Source organism: Serratia sp. CY71090 (assembly GCF_052166845.1).
Classification (GTDB): Bacteria; Pseudomonadota; Gammaproteobacteria; order Enterobacterales; family Enterobacteriaceae; genus Serratia; species Serratia nematodiphila.
Genome location: NZ_JBJNOA010000002.1, coordinates 65162 through 84161 on the forward strand (window position 1 = coordinate 65162; position 19000 = coordinate 84161).

Annotated in this window: 19 protein-coding genes; 10 read left to right on the forward strand and 9 right to left on the reverse strand. The window is 61.2% G+C overall.

Going from position 1 to position 19000, the window contains the following annotated elements; translation table 11 throughout:
• Positions 1 to 13: 13 nt before the first annotated feature.
• Both ACJ8OK_RS05910 and ACJ8OK_RS05915 read right to left on the reverse strand, forming a co-directional pair.
• Positions 14 to 1081: an oxidoreductase gene (locus tag ACJ8OK_RS05910; protein ID WP_060559647.1), complete on the reverse strand. Its 1068-nt coding sequence runs from the start codon at positions 1079 to 1081 to the stop codon at positions 14 to 16.
• 12 nt (positions 1082 to 1093) lie between these two features.
• Positions 1094 to 1843 (reverse strand): DeoR/GlpR family DNA-binding transcription regulator, encoded by a 750-nt coding sequence (locus ACJ8OK_RS05915; RefSeq protein ID WP_033633079.1) that lies wholly within the window; start codon positions 1841 to 1843, stop codon positions 1094 to 1096.
• A gap of 143 nt (positions 1844 to 1986) precedes the next feature.
• On the opposite strand from ACJ8OK_RS05915, the gene ACJ8OK_RS05920 reads away from it, so the two are divergent.
• Positions 1987 to 2862, forward strand: a complete 876-nt coding sequence (locus tag ACJ8OK_RS05920; protein ID WP_311266440.1) for an alpha/beta hydrolase — start codon at positions 1987 to 1989, stop codon at positions 2860 to 2862.
• On the opposite strand, the gene ACJ8OK_RS05925 is transcribed toward ACJ8OK_RS05920, so the two are convergent.
• Positions 2789 to 4006 (reverse strand): MFS transporter, encoded by a 1218-nt coding sequence (locus tag ACJ8OK_RS05925; RefSeq protein WP_033633081.1) that lies wholly within the window; start codon positions 4004 to 4006, stop codon positions 2789 to 2791. The genes ACJ8OK_RS05920 and ACJ8OK_RS05925 overlap by 74 nt on opposite strands.
• Positions 3997 to 5151 carry a serine hydrolase domain-containing protein gene (locus ACJ8OK_RS05930; protein ID WP_033633082.1) on the reverse strand — a complete coding sequence of 385 codons (1155 nt, stop codon included), beginning with the start codon at positions 5149 to 5151 and terminating at the stop codon, positions 3997 to 3999. The genes ACJ8OK_RS05925 and ACJ8OK_RS05930 overlap by 10 nt, the downstream gene beginning before the upstream one ends.
• Before the next feature lie 121 nt (positions 5152 to 5272).
• On the opposite strand from ACJ8OK_RS05930, the gene ACJ8OK_RS05935 reads away from it, so the two are divergent.
• The 6 genes from ACJ8OK_RS05935 to ACJ8OK_RS05960 all read left to right on the forward strand — a co-directional run bounded on the left by ACJ8OK_RS05935 (position 5273) and on the right by ACJ8OK_RS05960 (position 11639).
• On the forward strand, positions 5273 to 6160 hold the full coding sequence (locus ACJ8OK_RS05935; RefSeq protein ID WP_085336917.1) for a LysR family transcriptional regulator: 888 nt from the start codon (positions 5273 to 5275) through the stop codon (positions 6158 to 6160).
• Between the two features lie 225 nt (positions 6161 to 6385).
• Entirely contained in the window at positions 6386 to 7690 is a 1305-nt protein-coding gene (locus ACJ8OK_RS05940; protein WP_060559644.1) for an MmgE/PrpD family protein, read from the forward strand.
• A 19-nt stretch (positions 7691 to 7709) separates the two neighbouring features.
• Positions 7710 to 9047: an LLM class flavin-dependent oxidoreductase gene (locus ACJ8OK_RS05945; RefSeq protein WP_048795820.1), complete on the forward strand. Its 1338-nt coding sequence runs from the start codon at positions 7710 to 7712 to the stop codon at positions 9045 to 9047.
• 17 nt (positions 9048 to 9064) lie between these two features.
• Positions 9065 to 9979, forward strand: a complete 915-nt coding sequence (locus tag ACJ8OK_RS05950; RefSeq protein WP_442530464.1) for an ABC transporter substrate-binding protein — start codon at positions 9065 to 9067, stop codon at positions 9977 to 9979.
• Positions 9976 to 10881, forward strand: a complete 906-nt coding sequence (locus ACJ8OK_RS05955; RefSeq protein ID WP_021504568.1) for an amino acid ABC transporter permease — start codon at positions 9976 to 9978, stop codon at positions 10879 to 10881. The genes ACJ8OK_RS05950 and ACJ8OK_RS05955 overlap by 4 nt, the downstream gene beginning before the upstream one ends.
• Complete coding sequence (locus ACJ8OK_RS05960) at positions 10878 to 11639, forward strand: amino acid ABC transporter ATP-binding protein (RefSeq protein WP_004940693.1); 762 nt, start codon at positions 10878 to 10880, stop codon at positions 11637 to 11639. The genes ACJ8OK_RS05955 and ACJ8OK_RS05960 overlap by 4 nt, the downstream gene beginning before the upstream one ends.
• A 39-nt stretch (positions 11640 to 11678) precedes the next feature.
• Here the strand turns inward: ACJ8OK_RS05960 and ACJ8OK_RS05965 are convergent, their stop codons facing one another.
• The 3 genes from ACJ8OK_RS05965 to ACJ8OK_RS05975 all read right to left on the reverse strand — a co-directional run bounded on the left by ACJ8OK_RS05965 (position 11679) and on the right by ACJ8OK_RS05975 (position 13007).
• Positions 11679 to 11816, reverse strand: coding sequence for an AcrZ family multidrug efflux pump-associated protein (locus ACJ8OK_RS05965; protein ID WP_004940695.1), 138 nt, complete (start codon positions 11814 to 11816; stop codon positions 11679 to 11681).
• A 193-nt stretch (positions 11817 to 12009) separates the two neighbouring features.
• The gene (locus ACJ8OK_RS05970) at positions 12010 to 12480 is read right to left on the reverse strand and encodes an Rrf2 family transcriptional regulator (protein ID WP_004940698.1); all 471 of its coding nucleotides are present in this window, start codon (positions 12478 to 12480) and stop codon (positions 12010 to 12012) included.
• A 131-nt stretch (positions 12481 to 12611) separates the two neighbouring features.
• A complete protein-coding gene (locus ACJ8OK_RS05975; RefSeq protein ID WP_135638192.1) occupies positions 12612 to 13007 on the reverse strand; it encodes a DUF427 domain-containing protein in 396 nt (131 codons plus the stop codon).
• A gap of 230 nt (positions 13008 to 13237) precedes the next feature.
• Between ACJ8OK_RS05975 and osmB the strand changes: the two genes are divergently transcribed.
• The gene (gene osmB / locus ACJ8OK_RS05980) at positions 13238 to 13450 is read left to right on the forward strand and encodes an osmotically-inducible lipoprotein OsmB (RefSeq protein WP_004940700.1); all 213 of its coding nucleotides are present in this window, start codon (positions 13238 to 13240) and stop codon (positions 13448 to 13450) included.
• Positions 13451 to 13603: 153 nt separating this feature from the next.
• Here the strand turns inward: osmB and ACJ8OK_RS05985 are convergent, their stop codons facing one another.
• Entirely contained in the window at positions 13604 to 15229 is a 1626-nt protein-coding gene (locus ACJ8OK_RS05985; RefSeq protein WP_103686716.1) for a methyl-accepting chemotaxis protein, read from the reverse strand.
• A gap of 335 nt (positions 15230 to 15564) precedes the next feature.
• On the opposite strand from ACJ8OK_RS05985, the gene ACJ8OK_RS05990 reads away from it, so the two are divergent.
• The gene (locus ACJ8OK_RS05990; protein WP_082997656.1) at positions 15565 to 16803 is read left to right on the forward strand and encodes a hypothetical protein; all 1239 of its coding nucleotides are present in this window, start codon (positions 15565 to 15567) and stop codon (positions 16801 to 16803) included.
• 46 nt (positions 16804 to 16849) lie between these two features.
• A complete protein-coding gene (locus tag ACJ8OK_RS05995; RefSeq protein ID WP_021504564.1) occupies positions 16850 to 17248 on the forward strand; it encodes a hypothetical protein in 399 nt (132 codons plus the stop codon).
• 6 nt (positions 17249 to 17254) lie between these two features.
• Here the strand turns inward: ACJ8OK_RS05995 and ACJ8OK_RS06000 are convergent, their stop codons facing one another.
• Positions 17255 to 18973 carry a penicillin-binding transpeptidase domain-containing protein gene (locus ACJ8OK_RS06000; protein ID WP_033633091.1) on the reverse strand — a complete coding sequence of 573 codons (1719 nt, stop codon included), beginning with the start codon at positions 18971 to 18973 and terminating at the stop codon, positions 17255 to 17257.
• Positions 18974 to 19000: the final 27 nt, after the last annotated feature.

Here is a 19000-nt window from a genome sequence, read left to right on the forward strand (position 1 = left end):
CTGACGCGAGCCGTTACCAGGCGGCGATTTCCGCCTCGGAGAGCGGCAACGGCTGAGTCACACCGGTTTCCGCCGCCAGGGTGGCCGCTTCCAGCACCGCCATCACCGCCAACGCCTGCGCTGCGGTAACCGGGTTGGCGCCTGCGCCGCGCAACGCATCGCGCACCTGGAAGTAATACTGGCGCTGATCGCCATCCGGCGTCGGCAGCGTGCGCATCGGCTCCGTGCCGATAAACAGGCTCATCGCGTCGTCGTCTTTGCCCCACTCCGCCGAACCCGGCGTCACGCCGGCCAGCAGCTGGCTCTCCTGCCCGTCGGCGCGCGCTTTGACCACGCTGCCTTTCTCGCCGTGCACGGTAAAGCGTGAGACGCCGCCCGCCACCAGCATGCTGCCGTGCAGGATCACGCGGTGCGTCGGATAGTTCAGCACCACGTGGGCCCAGTCGTTAATCTGCGCGTTGGGGCGCAACGTAGCGATGTTGGCCTGCACGCTGTGCGGCAAACCGAACAGCTGCAGCGCCTGATCGACCATGTGCGGCCCCAGATCGAACCACAGCCCGCTGCCTGGGAGGTTTTGTTCACGCCAGCGCACCCGTACTTCAGGGCGATAGCGGTCGATATGGGACTCAAAGTGCGTCACCTTACCGATCAGCCCCTGCTCGATCACCTGTTTCACCCCCAGGAAATCGCTGTCCCAGCGACGGTTCTGGAACACCGACAGCAGGCGGCCGTGCTTCTCCGCCGCGGCAATCAGCGCGCGCGCCTGCGCCAAATCCAGCGTAAACGGCTTATCCACCACCACGTGCTTGCCCGCCTCCAGCGCGGCCAGCGCCAGCGGCGCATGGGTGTCGTTCGGCGATGCGATCACCACCAAATCCACCTCCGGCCGGCGGATGGCCTCCAGCGGATCGGCGATCACCTGCGCGTGCGGCAGATCGGCATGTACCTTGGCGGCATCGCGCGAAGCCACCACGCTCAGTTCCAACCCCGGCACCGCGTTAATCAGCGGCGCGTGAAACGCCTTGCCGACAAAGCCGTAGCCAATCAGCGCCACCTGCAACGGTCGAGCGGTATCGTTCATCAGTGTTCTCCTCTAGCGGTCGTCGGCGACGACACAAAGTTCAATCAATGATTGTTCGTCCAGGTTGTCCCACGGGCGATCGGTAAACAGGCGTTGGATCTGCGCCAGATCCGCAACGTGATGCGGTTCGCAGCGGTCCAGTTTCATATGGTCGGCCACCAGCCAGCGCTCGCCGCTGTTAGCCAGCATGGCGCGTTTGACCTCTGCATCGGCCTCTTCGCCGGCGCTCAGTCCCAGCTGAGGATGCACCGCGCAGGCGCCCAGCAAGGCGATATCCGCACGGTAGCGCGCCAGCAACGCCAGCGTGGCGCTGCCGGCGAACAGCCGCTGGCGCGCATCCCACTGGCCGCCGAGCAAGATCAGGTTGATCTCCGGCCTGTCGCTCAGGCACTGCGCGATATCCAGCGAAGCGGTGATCACCGTCGCCGGGCCGCGCAACGCCTGCGCCACCGCCAACAGCGTACTGCCCGCATCCAGCATCAGGGTGCTGCCGGGCGGGATCTGCGCGGCCACCGCGCGGCCAAGCCGCTGCTTGACCTGCGGCAACAGCGCAGCGCGCGCCTGGCGCGGCATGCCGGACGGTTCGAGCGCTATCGCGCCGCCGTGATGTTTCTGCGCCAACCCTTGCCGCTCGAGATCGGCCAAGTCGCGGCGCACGGTATCGACCGAAACACCGATGGCGGTGGCCAATTCCGCCACCGCCGCCTGCCCGCGTTCGCTGAGCAAATCCAGTAAATGGCGCTGTCGTGCCGCTTTGTGCATGGGGTCATTTCCGCAGTAGAACGCATAAAACAGCAATATACCGCAAAAAGAAGCAAAAAAGAACGCCCGTCGGCGGCGCATTCCGCATCAAACATTAAAAAAGCATTAGGTGGATAATCGAGCGTCACCAACAAGGAGAAGTTATGAAAATCGACCTGATGTTCGACGATACCGCCGCCAGAGCGGTGCAATACAACGCCCGCGCGTCGGTGGAGGATTTTGACGCCTGCATGGCGGAATACGCCGCGCTGGCCCAGCGCGCCAAGGCACAGACGCCCGGCATTTACGATCTGCGTTACGGCATGAGCGCCGCCGAGCGCCTCGATCTGTTCCCGGCCTGCACGCAGCCCGCCCCGCTGCTGATCTTTATTCATGGCGGCTACTGGCATTCACAGCGCAAAGAGGAAGCCTGTTCGATGGCCGCCGCGTTTGCCCAGCGCGGCGTGGCCGTCGCCACGCTGGAATACACGCTGGCGCCAGAAGCGACGCTGGCGGAGATCGTGCACGAGGTGCGCAGCGCCGTCGCCTGGCTTTATCATCACGGGGCGCCTTTCGGCATCGATCCGGCGCGCATTTTCGTCAGCGGCAGTTCGGCCGGCGGCCACCTGTGCGGCATGCTGATCGCCGACGGCTGGCAACAACGCTATCGCCTGCCGCCCGACGCGATCAAAGGCGCGCTGGCGCTGAGCGGCCTCTACGATTTGCGCCCGCTGTGCGATATCTACATCAACGACTGGCTGCATCTGACACCCGAACAGGCGCAAACCCTCAGCCCGCTGTTTCTGCTGCCGGAGAAAGACCATGCGCCGCAGATCCTGCTCGACGTCGGCCAACGCGAAACGCAAGGGTTCAAAAACCAGACGCAGGCCTATTATGACGCCTGCCTGGCGCGCGGCCTCGACGTTCAATTGCTGGCCGATCGCTACTGCAATCACTTTACGCTGGTCAACGAACTGGCCGATGCGGAAAGCGCGATGTTCCGGCAGGTGATGGCGATGATTGACGCAACGCAGCGGTAGCCTGCCGTTGCAACCGCAGCCTGGCGGCAATCGCGATCGCCGCCAGTGCGGCAAACATGGCCCCACACAGCAGGCTGCCCTGTAGCCCCCACGCGGCGATAAACCAGCCTCCCGTCAGCGCCCCCACCGCCACCCCCAGATTGATAAAGGCGATATACAGCCCGGTGGCGAACGCTGGCGCCTGCGGCGCTTCGGATGTCAACCAGACCTGCGTCACGATCAAACCGCTGGTGTGCACCGCTCCCCAATACAGACAAAGCACCGTCATCGAACCGATATTCGCGCTGCCGTAGCGATACAGCAGCGCATAAGCCACAATCAAGGCTATCGGATGCAGCAGCACCGTCACTGCACGATGGCGGCTCAACCCCTTGCCGGCCAACAGATTGCCCGCGACGCCGCCCACACCGAACACCACCAGAAGAAAGCCGATGGCGGCGGCGCCAATGCCGGCTTCACGGCTGAGGTACTCGGCCGCATAAGCGTAGACGGCGAACATCGCGGCAAAGATCAGCACGCAGGTAATGATATTCAACCACAGCGTGCCGCTGCGCAGGATTGCCAACTGTTTGCCATAGCTGAGGCGCTGCACGGCCGCATCAGGCAAGCGCCACAGCAATCCCAACGCCGCCAGAAGGTTTACCAGCGCGCAAAATCGGAACGACGCCTCATAGCTGAACTGCCCGGCGATCCATTGCGTCAATGGTATCCCCAACACCATGCCCATGCTGGTGCCGATAAACGCATAGGCGGTTGCTTTGGTGGCCAGATGCGGCGGATAAAGCGCCGCGGCCGCCACCATGGCCAGTGAAAAATAGATCGGATGAAACAACGCCGGCACAATGCGCAGCAGCATCAGCATGGCAAAGCTGTCCGCCTGAGCGGCCAGCGCGCTGGCTGCCGCAAACACGGCCAACGCGATCAACAACATGCGTTTGCGATTGAAACGCGACGCCAGCAGCACCAACAGCGGCCCGAGCAGCGCGATGGTCAGGGCGAAGATCCCGACCAGCCAGCCGGCCTGCGCCGTGGAGATGCCATACCGTGCGATGATCTGCGGCAAAATGCCCACCACGCCGAACTCGATGCAGTAGACGCCGAACAGCCCCAGCGCGATGAAGAAAATCGGTGGCATCAGGCGCATTGCATCGCTCCCGTCGCGGCATAGACCGCCTGACAAATCTCGCCGACAAAGGCGCCGGACATGCCCTCCAGCGCCGTGTTGGTAAACGCCACCACGCTCAGTTGCCGGGCGGGATCGACGAACCACGAGTGGCCATAGGTGCCGCCCATTCGCCAGCTGCCAACGGACTCCGGCGTTTGCGCGGCGATGGGGTCTTTCAGTACGGTAATGCCGAGGCCGAAACCACGCCCCGGCCAAAACGGCATCGGCAAATCGCCGATTTGGTTGGTGGTCAGCGCCATCACCCATTCGGCCGGCAGCACCTGCCCGCCCCCCTGGCGCAACGCTTCCAGCAGGCGCAGGAAATCCTCCGCCGAGCCGACCATGCCGGCGCCGCCTGAGGCGTAAGCCAACGGATCCAACGCTCGCGCCGGCGACAGATGAAAACCGGCGCTGCCATCGATGAACGGTAAACGATCCGGTTGGCGCAAACGGCGCGGCTCGCCGGGATGGTCGGCGTAAGCGGCCGCCAGGCGCGCGGCGTCCACCGCAAGGAAATCGGTATCCGTCATCGCCAGCGGCCCGGTCACCCATTTTTTTACTGCCTGCGCCAGCGGCAGGCCGCTCGCCTGTTCGATCGCCGCGCCCAGGACATCGGTGGCGATGGAATAGCGCCACGCCGCGCCGGGCGCAGCCAGCAAAGGGGCGCAGGCAATACGCCGCACGTTCTCCTGCAGGCTGACAGACGCTTCATCCATGCCGTCGGAGACGCCCAGCTGGGCATAGAATCCCCCTTCCGGCTGGAAAAAGCGGTAGCTTAGTCCGGCGGTGTGGGTCATGAGATGCCGTAGCGTCATCAACGGAGCGGTGCCATCCGCCAGCCGCGGGCGAAAATTCGGCAGCCAACGGGTGATCGGATCGTCTAACCGCATGGCGCCTTGCGCCATCAATGCCAGCGCCGCCGTGGACACGATCGGTTTGGATACCGAAGCCAGACGAAACAGCGTATTGAGCGCCATCGGCTTGCCCGCTTCGCGATCTGCCATGCCCGCCGCGCGGCGATAAACGATCTCACCGCCCTGCGCCACCAAAACGACCGCGCCAACCAATCGTTTTTCGCGCAAGGCTTGCTCAATCGCGTTGGCAGAGGATCCGTATTCATTCATCTTTATTACCCCAGGTAGTCAGCCCATGCTGTCGCCACCGAGCATAGAGCGTGGCGATTAACGAAAAAACAGGCTAGATTTCCTTTCATAGCGGACACTCAAGTCCGCAATGGGGCAAGCAATGGATAATCTGTCTGGGGTGAACGTCTTTGTGCAGGCCGCAGAGACGCTGAGTTTCGTAGAGGCCGGGCGCGTGCTCGGCATTTCCGCTTCCGCAGTGGGGAAAAGCGTCGCCCGCCTGGAAAATCGGCTGGGCGCGCGTCTGTTCCACCGCAGCACGCGCAGCATGACGCTGACCGCAGAAGGCCGGCTGTTTCTGCACCGCTGCCAGCGCATTCTCGGGGAATTGGCGGCGGCGGAACGGGAAATCAGCGATACGCACAGCGCGCCGCGCGGCAAGCTGCGTGTCAGTTTGCCGCTGGTGGGCGGCCTGCTGAATCCGGTGCTGGCGGAATTTGTCCGGCGTTACCCGGAGATTGAGCTGGAAACCGATTTTTCCGACCGTCGAGTCGCGGTGATCGAAGAAGGGTTCGATGCGGTGATCCGCGTGGGCGATACCGAGGATTCTCGCTTAATGAGCCGCCAACTGGGCACGTTTCACCTACAGCTGGTGGCGGCGCCAGAGTATCTGCGCCGAGCGGGAATACCCCGCCAACCGGCAGAACTGCGCGATCACGCCTGCCTGTTATACAGATTCCCCACCACCGGCAAAGTCGAGACCTGGCCGGTGGCGGGCGGAGATAAACTGCTCGACGAAGGCCTGGGCAAGCGCACGGTATGCAACACCGTCGACACGCTGATTTACCTGGCGGAACAGGGCCTGGGCATCGCCTGCTTGCCCGATTTCGCGGTGCGAGAGGCGCTGGAGCGTCGGCGGCTCCAACCGGTGCTTGGCGACCACTGCCGACACAGTGGCAGTCTCAAAATTCTCTGGCCTTCAAGCAAACATCTTACACCGCGTCTCAGGGCATTTATCGACATCATGAGCGTTCGCCTTTTCTCGGCCTGAGTCCTCTATCGTGCTAGAGCAAATTCAGCTTTGCTTTGCACAAAAATAGCTAAGGCGCAGCCTGCCGCGCCTGCCAGCAGCTCTGACGACGGCGCAGTGCCGTCGTTATATTCCATTCAGAGATATGGAAGCGCCGTTCGTTCTTTCGGGACAACGAAAATCGCCACACAATACCTTTCACCCCGCACTCGTGCATAACCGTATATAAATTCAGGTGTTAACGCCTTGTCATTACCGATAACCGCCCAATTCGCCCATCTGATATTGAACAGCCAGCCGGATGAAAACGCCCTGTCAGCCGCTCGCCGCGGCGTGAAAGATTACTTCGCCTGCGCGCTGCCGATTGCCCGCGGGGCGTTGAGCGATGCCGGTCTGGCAGCGATCGGTAAGACGTTTCCGCCGAACGGCAGCGAGAACCGCGCACTGCGCTATGGCTATGTCAGCCACGCGTTGGACTTCGATGATTACCATCCTGCGCTGCGTGGCCATCCGAGCACCGTAGTGCTCTCAGCCCTGCTGGCGCTGAACGGTGAGAGTGACAATGTCACCGAGCTGTTAACCGCCTATGTCATCGGCGTAGAGGCCGCTGGCCGGCTGGGATTGGCCGCTGGCACGCAACATTACGCGCTGGGTTTTCACAGCACCGCCACCCTGGGCGCGGTCGCCGCCTGCGCCGCCGTGGCGCGTTATCTGCAGCTTGACCAGCGGCAGACGCAGATTGCTCTGGGCCTGGCGGCCACGCAGGCAGCGGGCCTGCGCAGCCAGTTCGGTTCGGCGGCCAAACCGCTGCACGCCGGGCTGGCGGCACGCAACGCGGTCAACGCCGCCCTGCTGGCTCAGGCCGGCTTCATCGGCCAACCGGAGGGCGTGCTGGACAGCCTGCTGACTTCCCACGGCGGCGGCCGGCAAAAACCGGAATGCCTGACCGCCGGCTGGGGCACGCCCTGGCGCATCCTGCAGCCGGGGCTGGAGTTCAAGCGGTACCCGACTTGCGGTGGCACTCACAGCGCGGCCGAGGCGGCGCTCGCCCTGCGCGCGCGGCTGCTGGCACAAGGCGACGCCCTTGCGGAGATCGCACAGGTTGAGGTCAGTTTTCCGCCCGGCGCAGATACTGCGCCCTTTATTCGCCAACCGGCCACCGGTGTGGAAGCGCGCTTTAGCCTCGAATACGTCATCGCCGATGCGCTATACCACGGCGAGGTCCCGCTGACGCATTACGGCGAGCAGCCTGTCGATGCGGCTATCGCCGCCCTGGCGGCAAAAGTTGAGCGTCATGCCGATCCCGCAGCCCCGCCGGACGCGCTCGATCCGGAGATGCGCTTCCATCGCCTGACCCTGACGCTGCAGGACGGGAGGCAAATAAGTGACATAGTCACAAGAAAGCAAACCGCCGCCCGGCCAACAGACCTCGACGCCAAGCTGCGCGCCATTCTGCAGCTGCTTCCGGGCCTTGAAGGCGAGAGCGTTATCCGCGACTGCGCGCTTATGTCCCCTGGCGCGCTGCCGCGACTGATTGCATTGTTAAATTAATAATAAAACAGGAATAATTATGAGTACTTCACCTTCAACACCATCGCGCCAACTCCGTCTCGGCCTGTTCGTTCAGGCGCTGGGGCACCACATCGGGGGATGGCGCGCAGAAGGCGCCAGCGGTTCACCAACCGATATCGACTGGTTCACCTGGATCGCAAAAAAAGCCGAAGAAGGCACCTTCGATATGTTCTTCGTCGGCGACGCGTTGGCAACCAGCGTGCACCGCCTGCCCTCGACGATGTCACGCCTGGAGCCGCTGACGCTGCTCGCGGCGCTGGCGGTCAACACCCGCCATATCGGGCTGGCGGCGACCGCCTCCACCACGTTCGATCAACCCTTCCACCTGGCACGCGCCATGGCCTCCATCGACCATATCAGCCACGGCCGCGCCGCCTGGAACGTGGTGACCTCTTTCTCCAGCGATGCGGCGCGCAACTTCAGCCGTGAAGATCTGCCGTCGCACGCCGAACGCTATGAAGTGGCGCGGGAATTCCTCGAGGCCAGCTACAAACTGTGGGACGGCTGGGAAAAAGACGCCATCGTGCGCGACAAGCAAAATGGCGTGTACGCCATCGACGAGAAAATCCACGCCGCCAACCATAAGGGCAAGCATTTCTCGGTGCAGGGCCCGCTGAACATTTCCCGCTCGCCGCAAGGACGGCCGGTGATCATTGAGGCCGGCTCTTCCCCGGCCGGCCAGCAGCTGGCGGCGGAAACCGCCGAAGTGGTGTTCACCGCCGCCGCCAGCCTGGAAGAAGGACAAGCTTTCTACCGCAGTCAGAAAAAATACGTGGCCGACGCCGGCCGCAACCCGGACCACCTGCTGATCCTGCCAGGTGTGATGCCGATTGTCGGGCGTACCAAAGAAGAAGCGCAGGAAACCTGGTATCAGCTGAATCAACTGGTGGATATCGATAACGGCATTGAGCAGCTGTCGGCGCGCTTTGGTTTCGATTTGAGCGATTATCCGCTGGACGGCCCGGTGCCGAACGTGGGCGCCACCGAAGGCGGCCAAAGCCGCGTGAAACTGCTGACCGATCTGGCCGCGCGGGAAAACCTGACGCTGCGTGAGCTGGCGGCCGTCGCGGCCGGTTCGCGCGGCCACCGCGTGGTGGTAGGCACCGCCGAAGAGATCGCCGACGACTTCCAGCTGTGGCTGGAACAGCAAGGCGCAGACGGCTTCAACATCATGCCGGCGGTATTGCCCAACCAGCTGGAACTGTTCGTCGAGCTGGTGATCCCGGAGCTGCGTCGCCGTGGCCTGTTCCGTGAAGAGTATCAGCATGCAACCCTGCGTGAAAACCTGGGTCTGCCGGAACCGGCAATCAACTTCGCTAACGTAAAATCGGCTTAATCCGCAGGGAAATCATGATGAAAACCACATTCAAACGCACCGTACTATCCCTGCTGTTGGCTTCCTCCACGCTGGCGCCGTTGGCAGCCGGTCATGCCGCTGAAGGCGATGTTCCCTTCAAGGCTGCGGTGAAAGCTGCCGCCGATCCCGCGCTGCACGACAGCCTGCCTGAAGCGATCAAAAAGGCCGGCTATATCGTTGCCGGCACCAACCCGAACACCCCGCCGACCACCTTTTACCAGGCGGACAACAAAACGCTGGCCGGGCGTGAAATCGACGTGATGAGCGCGATTGCCGATCGCCTGGGCGTGGCGATCCACTGGAAGGACACCGGCGGCTTCGACAACATCATCCCCGGCCTGAAGTCCGGCCGTTATGACGTCGCGCTGGCCAACATTGACGCCAACAAAAAGCGCTTCCAGCAGGTGGACTTCGTCGGCTATTACAACGCTTCCAAGCTGGCCTTGATCGCCCGCAAAGACGCTGCGCCAGGCCCTTACACCGAGCTGGCGCAGCTGTGCGGCCAGACCGTCGGCGCCGGCGCAGGCACCTCGCAGATCACCCGCCTGCAGCAGGCCAGCGATCAATGCGTCGCCGCCGGCAAGCCGGCCATCACCATGCCGATCTTCCCGGACCGCCCGGCCGGGGTGCAAGCGGTGATCAGCGGCCGCATACCGATGTTTTTCGGCCCGTATGAAGGGTTGCGCTACCAGGCCACCCACGTTAAACCGCTGACGCTGGCCGGTGATATCAACATTGACGGCACCACGGTGGCCATTGCCCTGCCGAAAGGCTCCGAACTGGTGAAACCGGTGCAGGCGGCGCTGAATTCTCTGATCGCCGACGGCAGTTACCAGAAAATCCTCGACGGCTGGGATATCGGTTTTGGTGCAGTGAAAACCGCCGGCATCAATGAAGAGATCGCAAAATGAGTGGGCAACACCCTGTCGACGACGCGGAACTGAGCATCGTCGGCCATCGGCATTACGGGCGCTGGCTCAGCGCCCTGGTTGTGCTGTTGATCGTCGGCGTTATCATCAATTCCATGCTGCACAACCCGCGCTTTGAATGGGCGGTGGTGGCGGAAAACCTGACCGAGGCTTCCATCCTCAACGGCGTGCTCATGACGCTAAAGCTGACGGTGATTTCGGTGGTGTTCGGCTTCGCCGGTGGCGTGCTGCTGGCGCTGATGCGCCTGTCGGCCAATCCGGTATTGGTTGCGGTAAGCTGGTTCTACACCTGGTTCTTCCGTGCGGTGCCGATGCTGGTGCAGCTGTTCCTTTGGTACAACATCGCCGCGCTTTATCCGCGCATCAGCCTGTGGATCCCGTTTCTTGGCGAAGTCGCCAGCGCGCCGACCAATACCCTTATCAGCACCTTCAGCGCGGCGGTGATCGCGCTGGTGATGCATCAGTCGGCCTATGCGGCGGAGATCGTGCGCGCAGGCATCCAAAGCGTCGGCAGCGGCCAGCTGGAAGCCGCCAAAGCGCTGGGATACCGTCGTGGGCAAATCCTGTGGCGCGTGGTATTGCCGCAGGCGATGCGCACCATCCTGCCGCCGGCGGGCAATGAGGTGATCGGGCAGTTGAAAACCACCGCGGTGGTGTCGGTGATTGCCCTGCAGGACGTGCTGTATTCGGCGCAGATCATTTACCAACGCACCTACGAGGTCATCCCGCTGCTGCTGGTCGCCACCCTGTGGTATCTGGCCATGACTTCGATTCTGTCGATTGGCCAATACTACGTGGAGCGCTATTTTGGCCGCGGCACGCAGGCAACGCGCCGCGGCGGGTTCTTCCTCAACCGCAAAGCCCCTCAGGGAGGTGAACAATGAGCGCATCCATCCACATCAACCGGGTGCGGAAATCCTTTTCCGGCACCGACGTGTTGAAAAACATCAGCCTGACCATCCCGGCAGGCTCGGTGACGGTGATCCTCGGCCCTTCCGGCTCCGGCAAATCCACCCTGTTGCGCTGCATCAACCACCTGGAAAAGCTGGACGGCGGCACCATTCGCGTTGGCGAACAGCTGATCGGCTATCGTCAAAAAGGCCGGCATCTGTACGAGCTGAAAGAAGCCGAGGTGGCCGAACAGCGTAAAAGCATCGGCATGGTATTTCAGCAGTTCAACTTGTTTGCGCACCGCACCGTGTTGCAAAACGTCAGCGACGCGCCGCTGCGGGTGAAAAAGGAAAAAAAAGCCGAGGTGCAGGAACGGGCGAAGCAGCTGCTGGCCCGCGTCGGGCTGGAACATCGCATCAACGCCTGGCCGCGAGAACTGTCCGGCGGCCAGCAACAACGCGTCGCCATCGCCCGCGCGCTGGCGATGAACCCGCAGGTGTTACTGTTTGATGAACCGACCTCCGCCCTCGATCCTGAATTGGTTGGCGAAGTGCTGCAGGTGATGAAAGACCTGGCGCATTCGGGCATGACCATGGTGGTGGTCACGCACGAAATCGGCTTCGCCCGCGAAGTGGCCGACCAGATTGTCTTTATGGATCAGGGAAAGGTGGTTGAAACGGGCAGCGTGCAGCAGGTTCTGGATGCGCCGGGACATGAGAGGACGCGCAACTTCCTGGCGACGGTATTGTAGTCCTGCGTCAGGGGGCGTTGCGTCCCCTGACGTTCAAATTCAGCCGTTATTTTTGCGGCCGATAGCGGAAAAGACGTTGAACACTTCACCCAAGCCGTAAATCGCGCCGAGCAAGACGGCCACCATTACCGGCACCAGGACCACCACGGTGGCCAAGCTTTCAAGCATTTCTAACATCGTTCTCTCCTGGTTTATAAGCACAGCGAATCTGCGCCGGAAGAAAAGGTTTCCGGCCAATCGATCGATTATCGTGGGGAGGCAGTCTAAAACGTGAGCCACATCACACTTGATGCGAGCTAATGTAACTTACACAATTACATTAACGCAATGCAAAAAATGCTCTGCGGGAAGACGGAATTGGCGTGGGTTTTTATTGCGTATCCGCTTGATATTGCGCTGAACAAGGGACAAAAGGATAGCCGGCTTGCCGCTCGACCTGCCCGGCCATTTCGGCGATGCTGGTTTGCGCCAGGCTGGCCTCCAGCGCGTGACCAACGCGCGCAAACTCTTGCTCCAGCACCGGAGTAATCGCGTGGCCGATATAACACGCATCGTTAGGCCGGGCGCGGTGCAGCATGAAATAGGGTTGATCCTCCACCGCGCGATACACGTCCAGCAGCGAGATCGCTTCTGCCGGCCGCGCCAGCAGCGCCCCGCCGCCTTGCCCCATCTGCGAATAGGTCAGCCCGGCCTCCGCCAGCGCGCCGAGGATCCGCCGCACCACCGTCGGGTTGGTGTTGACGCTGCGCGCGATATCTTCGGAACGCACCGTCTGGCCACGACACAGCGTGATGTTGGTCAGAATATGGATGGCAACGGCAAATCGCGTAGAGGTAGACACCTTGGCACCTGCTCAGAGTTTCGTTTATGTCGGATTAAAACATAAGGAAAGCGTATCAGTTTCCAGTAATACACATAATGAGTAGGGATAAGCGGAATGTCAACCTGCCCCCGCCCGGCGGCGGCGGCAGGTCAGGCTTCAGTACTGATTTCTGTCACTTTGTCGGGATAAAATGCCAGATAATCCTTGATCGCCACCACGGTGTTGTAAGGCATTTCATAGCTCCAGGCCGTATTGGCCCCCTGTGCGCCGTTCAGCGCGAAGGTGAAATAACTGCAGTCGCCCTTATACGGGCAGTAGCTGACGTGCTCGTTTTTCTGCAACAGCGCCATATTCACGTCCTCACGCGGAAAGTAAAACACCGGCGGATAGGTGGCTTCCTGCAGGATGAGCGCATTGCGACTGTCGGCCAGGGTTTTCCCGGCAGCACGCACCACGACCCGCGTCGGATGACGGGTCAAGGTGATCGGGTGATCCGGGCCGGGGATTTTCACCGGTTTGCCGGACGCGGAAACGAGATCGGACATGGCGGCCTCCAGAGTATGTGCCCCGCCCCCGCGAGGCGTCTTCCCAGTATAGACCAGCGGTTTTGTCGGTGGCCGCACATTCGGCGAGCAATCGCTTTTCACTGCCGCAAAATTAAGAATTTTTACCTGTTCGATTTTCTTTCGGAGGAATACATTCATCCCAACTTCTACCGGTGGGTTAATCGGATTATTTTTAATCCATTAATCAGCCAATTTACCAGGAACTCATTATGAATATTAAACGTGCCGCAGGTGTGTTGGTGGTGGTGATGGCGACGCTTTCCGTTACCGCATGTGGGCATATGTCCAATCGCGATCGCAACACGGCGATCGGCGCGGGCGTCGGCGCGGTCGGCGGCGCAGTGCTGACCGACGGCAGCACGCTGGGCACCCTCGGCGGCGCAGCGCTGGGCGGCATTATCGGCCACCAGACCAGCCGTTAATCCTCCCGTTAAAATAATCTCTGCAGGCCGACGCTTTTTTAATCCATAAGCGCCGGCCTGTTTTTATTTATCGAAATAACGTCCCTCAGCACAGGGAAATAATGAATAACATTAAACGCAGCGTTATTATTCATTAACCCGCGTCAGGGTTATTTATTGCACCGGCAGCCTGAAGCGCGCCATCGCTTTATCCAATCGTTCCGACTCCCCCTGCAGCAGCTGCGAAGCCTCGGTCACCGCGCTCACCACGGCGCCGGTTTGCTGCGCCACCTGATTCAGCGCGGTGATGCGCGCCGTCACGTCCTGGATGCTCTCCCCTTGATTGAACGACGCCAGCGAGATTTCCCCCATCAGCGCACTGCATTTGTTCACCAGATCGATAATTTTGCGCAGGTTGCCCGTCAGCCGTTCGACCGCCTGCGAACCTTGATCGATTTGCTGCAATGAGCGACCGATCAACTGCTGAATATCGCGCGTCGAATGGCTGCTCTTTTGCGCCAGCAAGCCCACTTCTTTAGCCACGATGGCGAAACCGCGGCCGTGAACGCCGGCGTGCGCGGCCTCGATCGCCGCATTCAACGCCAGAATATGGGTCTGAAACGCCACGCTGTCGATCAGCGCGACAATGCCGCGCATCTCAGCCGATTGGTTGACGATCCCGTGCATCGAAACATTGACGGTTTGCATCATCTGCTCACCGGCGCCGGCGCACTGCCGGGCCTGTTCGGTTCGTTGGCTGGCCTGCTGCGCGTATTGGCCGTTTTCTTCCACCCGCGCCGCCAACTGCTGCACGTGCTCGGTCGCCAACTGCAGTTCCCCGTTCTGCTTCGCCGACTGTGCCGTCAACTGTCGATTGCCGTCCGCCAGCCGCTCGACGCCGTTCAGGATCCCGCTCGCCGCATCGCGCACCTCGCTTACCAGGCGCTGCAGACCGCCCTGCATGTGGCCAATGCTGGTTTGCAGCTGACGCATCTCGCGGTTCAACGCCCGCTCAGGCGGCAGCGGCCGCGAAAGATCGCCGGCGGCCAGCACGTTGAGGTGGACAATTGCCCGCTGCAGCGGCGCTATCACCCAGCGGGCGACGCCGAACCACACCCCCACGGCGATCAGCGCCAGCGCGGCCAATGCGCCAAGCGCAAAGGTATTGGCCTGCTCCAGCGCCGCCAATTGCCGCACGTTGACGTCATTGCCATGCTGTTCGTTCAGCGCCTGATAAGCGAGGTACTTTTCGTTGAAATCCGCCTGAAACGCCTGGATCGGCACGGCGAAAAACGCATCGATGCTGGCGCTGCTTTGCAACCCTTGCGCCTGTTCCTTCAGGCCGTCATAGAACAGGCGATAACTGTCTTTCAGGGCGCCCGCCGCTTCGGGCGCGGCCGCGCTCAAGCGCTCGAACCGGGCAAAGGCCTGCTTTGAAGCCTCCAACGCCGCCAACGATTCATCCAGCAGGCTATGCCAACTGCCGTCGGAGCCGGTGACTTTGTCCTGCAGATAATAGATGCCCGCACGGTTCAGGGTGTCGCTGGCCGTCAGCAGCGACAGTCTGGCACGATCCATCGTCGCCTGCTGGCGATGCAACCCGTCTCCCGTCACCAGGTTAACCTTGGCGTCGTGCAGAATAGTGGAAATAAATACGGTGGAAAACAATTGCAGCAGAGAAAATAGCGCAATAACGCAAATTACGCCGCCTAATAAGCCCATGCTCTTGCCGATGCCAAACGCGTGCGGCAGCGCTGCCGCAGGTTTTACCCGGCGGCCAAGTGTCAGTTTTATGTTCATGATTTTTAGTCAGTAATGACAGAATGCCGCGAGTCTAACGCGCATTTATGACACGACTATTTCAACCTGCTTTGTGTCGCCCCCGCAAACCAGGGCGACCCAATAATCGGAATTTCTCGTCAACGCTCATTTTTATTTCTTGACTTGTTCAATACCGGATTTATAGTTTTCCCATTAAACAAGAAACAAAGTTTCATATATTAACCGGAAATGAATTTAATATATGAAACGCACAATGAAACGTCTCAAATATAAAACAAACGAGCAATAACGCCTTATTCACAGGTAAACCCCGCTCGTCTTAATAAAAACAAAACATTCACCAGGGGCCAGGCATGCGCAAGATCACTCTTTGTTTTTTTCTTGTTTCACCAGCGAGTTACGCGACTGCCGTCGCATTACCCAGCGATGCGGCTGCCACCGTGGCGCCGGTAAAAAAAAACCGCCCGGTCTTTCCGCATATTCATTGGCAAAGCGAGGATAATAAAAAGAATATTGACATCGGCGGTGCGCTGCGCGCCAATTATCGCTATGAAGACTGGCGCAGCAGCAATTATCGGCATCCGCCGCATTTACGCTTTGACGCCTTTCGCATCGATGCCGCCGGCCAGATAAACGACGCGTTTTTCGATAGCGGATTCTGGTTTCAGGATCGGCGCAAATACGCCATCGACCGCGCCTATGTCGGCTACCACCTGTCTGAGCGCTCCACCGTGCAGCTGGGCGCGCCGTTCAAACCGTTCGGCCTGATGCCCTATCCGCAGTTCGGCTGGTCGTACGGCATTCCGTTTTACCTCGGCTTTGGCGTCAACACCGGGCTCGGCGCCAAATACCAATACCAACGGGGCGATTGGGCCTTCGACGCCGCCTACTACCCGCGCATGATGCCGACCGGCGTGCGTTACGCCCCCGACGTCGCCAGCTACGACGATCTGAAGAACACCAATTTTGCCTCACAGCATCTGCAGCGCAACGAAAAACGCGATCAGGTAAACCTGCGGCTGACGCGAGCTTTCCACCAGGGCGGCTGGGACAATGAGCTCGGCGGTTCGCTGGCGGCCTCGCGGCTCTACAACCAGGCGACCGGCGATAACGGCAGCTTCTGGGCGGCGGGCCTGCATACGCTGGTGAATCGGGATGCCTGGCATCTGTCCGGCCAGGTGATCCGCTACGGTTACGACGCCAAAGGCCCGGCCGGCGCCAGCAATTCGGTGATCCTGATGGGCGGCAACGGCCTGACGCCGGCCTATCTGATCCCGTCGCAGGCCACCACTGCCGCCATCAACCTGGCGCGCGACGTCGAGGTGCCCTGGGGACCGGTGAAAAAGCTGCGCTTCTACAACGACTACAGCGTGCTCTGGAAGGACAGGCACGGCGGCTCCGACTCCAAAATGAATACGCTCGGGGTGCAGGTGTTCGCCATGCCGGTGATGCTGTGGGTGGATCTGACCTGGGCGCAGAACGCCAACCCGTGGGGCGGCGTGGAAAACGCCACCGGATGGACCGGCACCCAGTCCTCCGGCAGCAATAAATGGTATTTTCGCACCAACGTAAACATCGGTTACTACTTCTGAGCGCGGCGGGATCTACACTGAAGTATCGCCGTCAACCGGAGAAATCATGATGCTGAGCGCGCAAACGCTGCATGTCGCCATCAACCGCCCCTGTGACGAGGTGTACGCCTTTCTCAGCCGCCCGGAAAACTTCCCGTTGTGGGCCAAAGGATTAGCCAATAGCTTACGGCGGGAAGGTGAAGATTGGATGGCGGAGACTCCGCAGGGGCGGATCCGCATTCGATTTAGCGCGCCCAATGCCTTCGGCGTGCTGGATCATTGGGTGACGCTGCCGGACGGCGGCGTAGTCTACGTGCCGCTGCGCGCGCTCGCCAACCGACAAGGCGCCGAGGTGATCTTCACCCTGTTCCGCCAGCCGGACATGGACGACGCGCTGTTCGCCCGCGACGTCGGGCTGGTGAACGCCGATCTGCAGGCGCTGAAGCGCCTGCTGGAATCGCGCTAATCCCCCTTACCCCTTGACCGACGACACCACGTTAAGCGGCTGGGCATCCGGCAGAATATTCATGTGCTCCAGCACCTGAGCCATGATCTTGCCAAACACCGGTCCGGCCACCGAACCGCCGAAGTGCTTGCCGGCTTTCGGGTTGTTGACCATCACCACCAGCGCCACCTGCGGATCGCTGGCCGGCGCCACGCCGGCGGTGTAGTTGATGTAACCGCCATCGTATTTGCCGCTCGGGCCCATTTTCTCGGCGGTACCGGTTTTGATCGCCAGCCGGTAGCCCGGCACTGCGGCGCTCACCCCGCTGCCGCCCGGCAAGGCGTCGCTCTCCATCATATGCACCACGGACCGAACCGTATCCGCCGGCAGAATACGTTGCCCCATCACCGGCGGCGTCACCTTGGTGATCGACAGCGGCCGATAAATGCCAAAGGAACCGATCGCGGCATACTCGCGCGCCATCTGCAGCGGCGTCACGCGCAGCCCATAGCCGAAAGAGAAGGTAGCGCGTTCGATATCGGCCCAGCGTTCGCGATGCTGCGGCAGATAGCCGCTGCTCTCGTTGCCGATGCCGAGCTCGGTCGGTCGCCCCAGGCCAAAGCTGCGGTAGACCGCCGGCAGCACCGTGGCCGGCAGCGCCAGCGCAATGTGCGATACCGCGATGTCGCTCGATTTTTGCAGCACGCCGGTGATGGTCAGTTTCGACCAATGGCCGACGTCTTTGATCAGGTGACCGTTCACCCGATACGGCGTGGTGTCCAGCACCGTATCCGGCCGGATCAGCTTATGCTCCAGCCCCACCATTACCACCACCGGTTTCACCGTCGAGCCCGGTTCGAAGCTGTCGCTGCTGCACACGTTGCGAATATCCTTCGCCGGGGTGCTGCCATAGTTGTTCGGGTTGAACGACGGGTAGCTGGCCATGCCGAGGACCTCGCCGGTGTCGATCTTGACCAGCACCGCACAGCCGGAGTCGGCCTGGTTAGCCACCACGCCGTCGCGGATCTGCGCATAGAGCACGTACTGAATAAATTTATCGATACTGAGCGTCACGTTCGGCGGCGGCACCGGATCCACGCTTTTAAGCACGCCGATCACCGCGCCGCTGCCGTCCTTCTGATAGACCCGCAGGCCGTTTTTGCCCTGCAACAGCGGGTTGAAACCCAGCTCAATGCCCTCCAGCCCCTGATTGTCCTGGCCGACGATGCCGATCAGCCCGGCGGCGTCCTGGCCCATCGGATAGAAGCGGCTGAAATCCTGCTCGGTGCTGACGCCGGTCAGGTGCAGCTTACTGATGTAGGCGGCGTTATCGTCCTCCACCTTGCGCGCCAGATAAACGAAACGTTTGCGCGCGTTGCTCTGGATCAGGTGCTGGATGTCCGCCAGCGGGATCTTCAGCACGTTGGCCATGCTCTGCCAGCGTTCGTTGCCGGTATCGGTCTGGGTATCGAGAATATGCTTCGGATCCAGCACGATGTCTTTGGACGACACGCTGACCGCCAGCGCCTCATCGTTGCGATCGGTGATCATGGCGCGGTTGGTCGGCACCACCTGGGTGCGGATCGAACGCTGGTCAGCCTGGTTGGCCAACTGCTGGTGTTCCAGCAGTTGCAGGTAGCCGACCCTGAACGCCAACAGAAAAAAACAGACCAGCATGCCGGCGCAAATCCAGCCGAAACGAACTGTGGAATAGGTTTTACCGCTCTTTTTGGTCGATGGCGCCACTGTTGTGTTAACCCTACGTTTTTATTC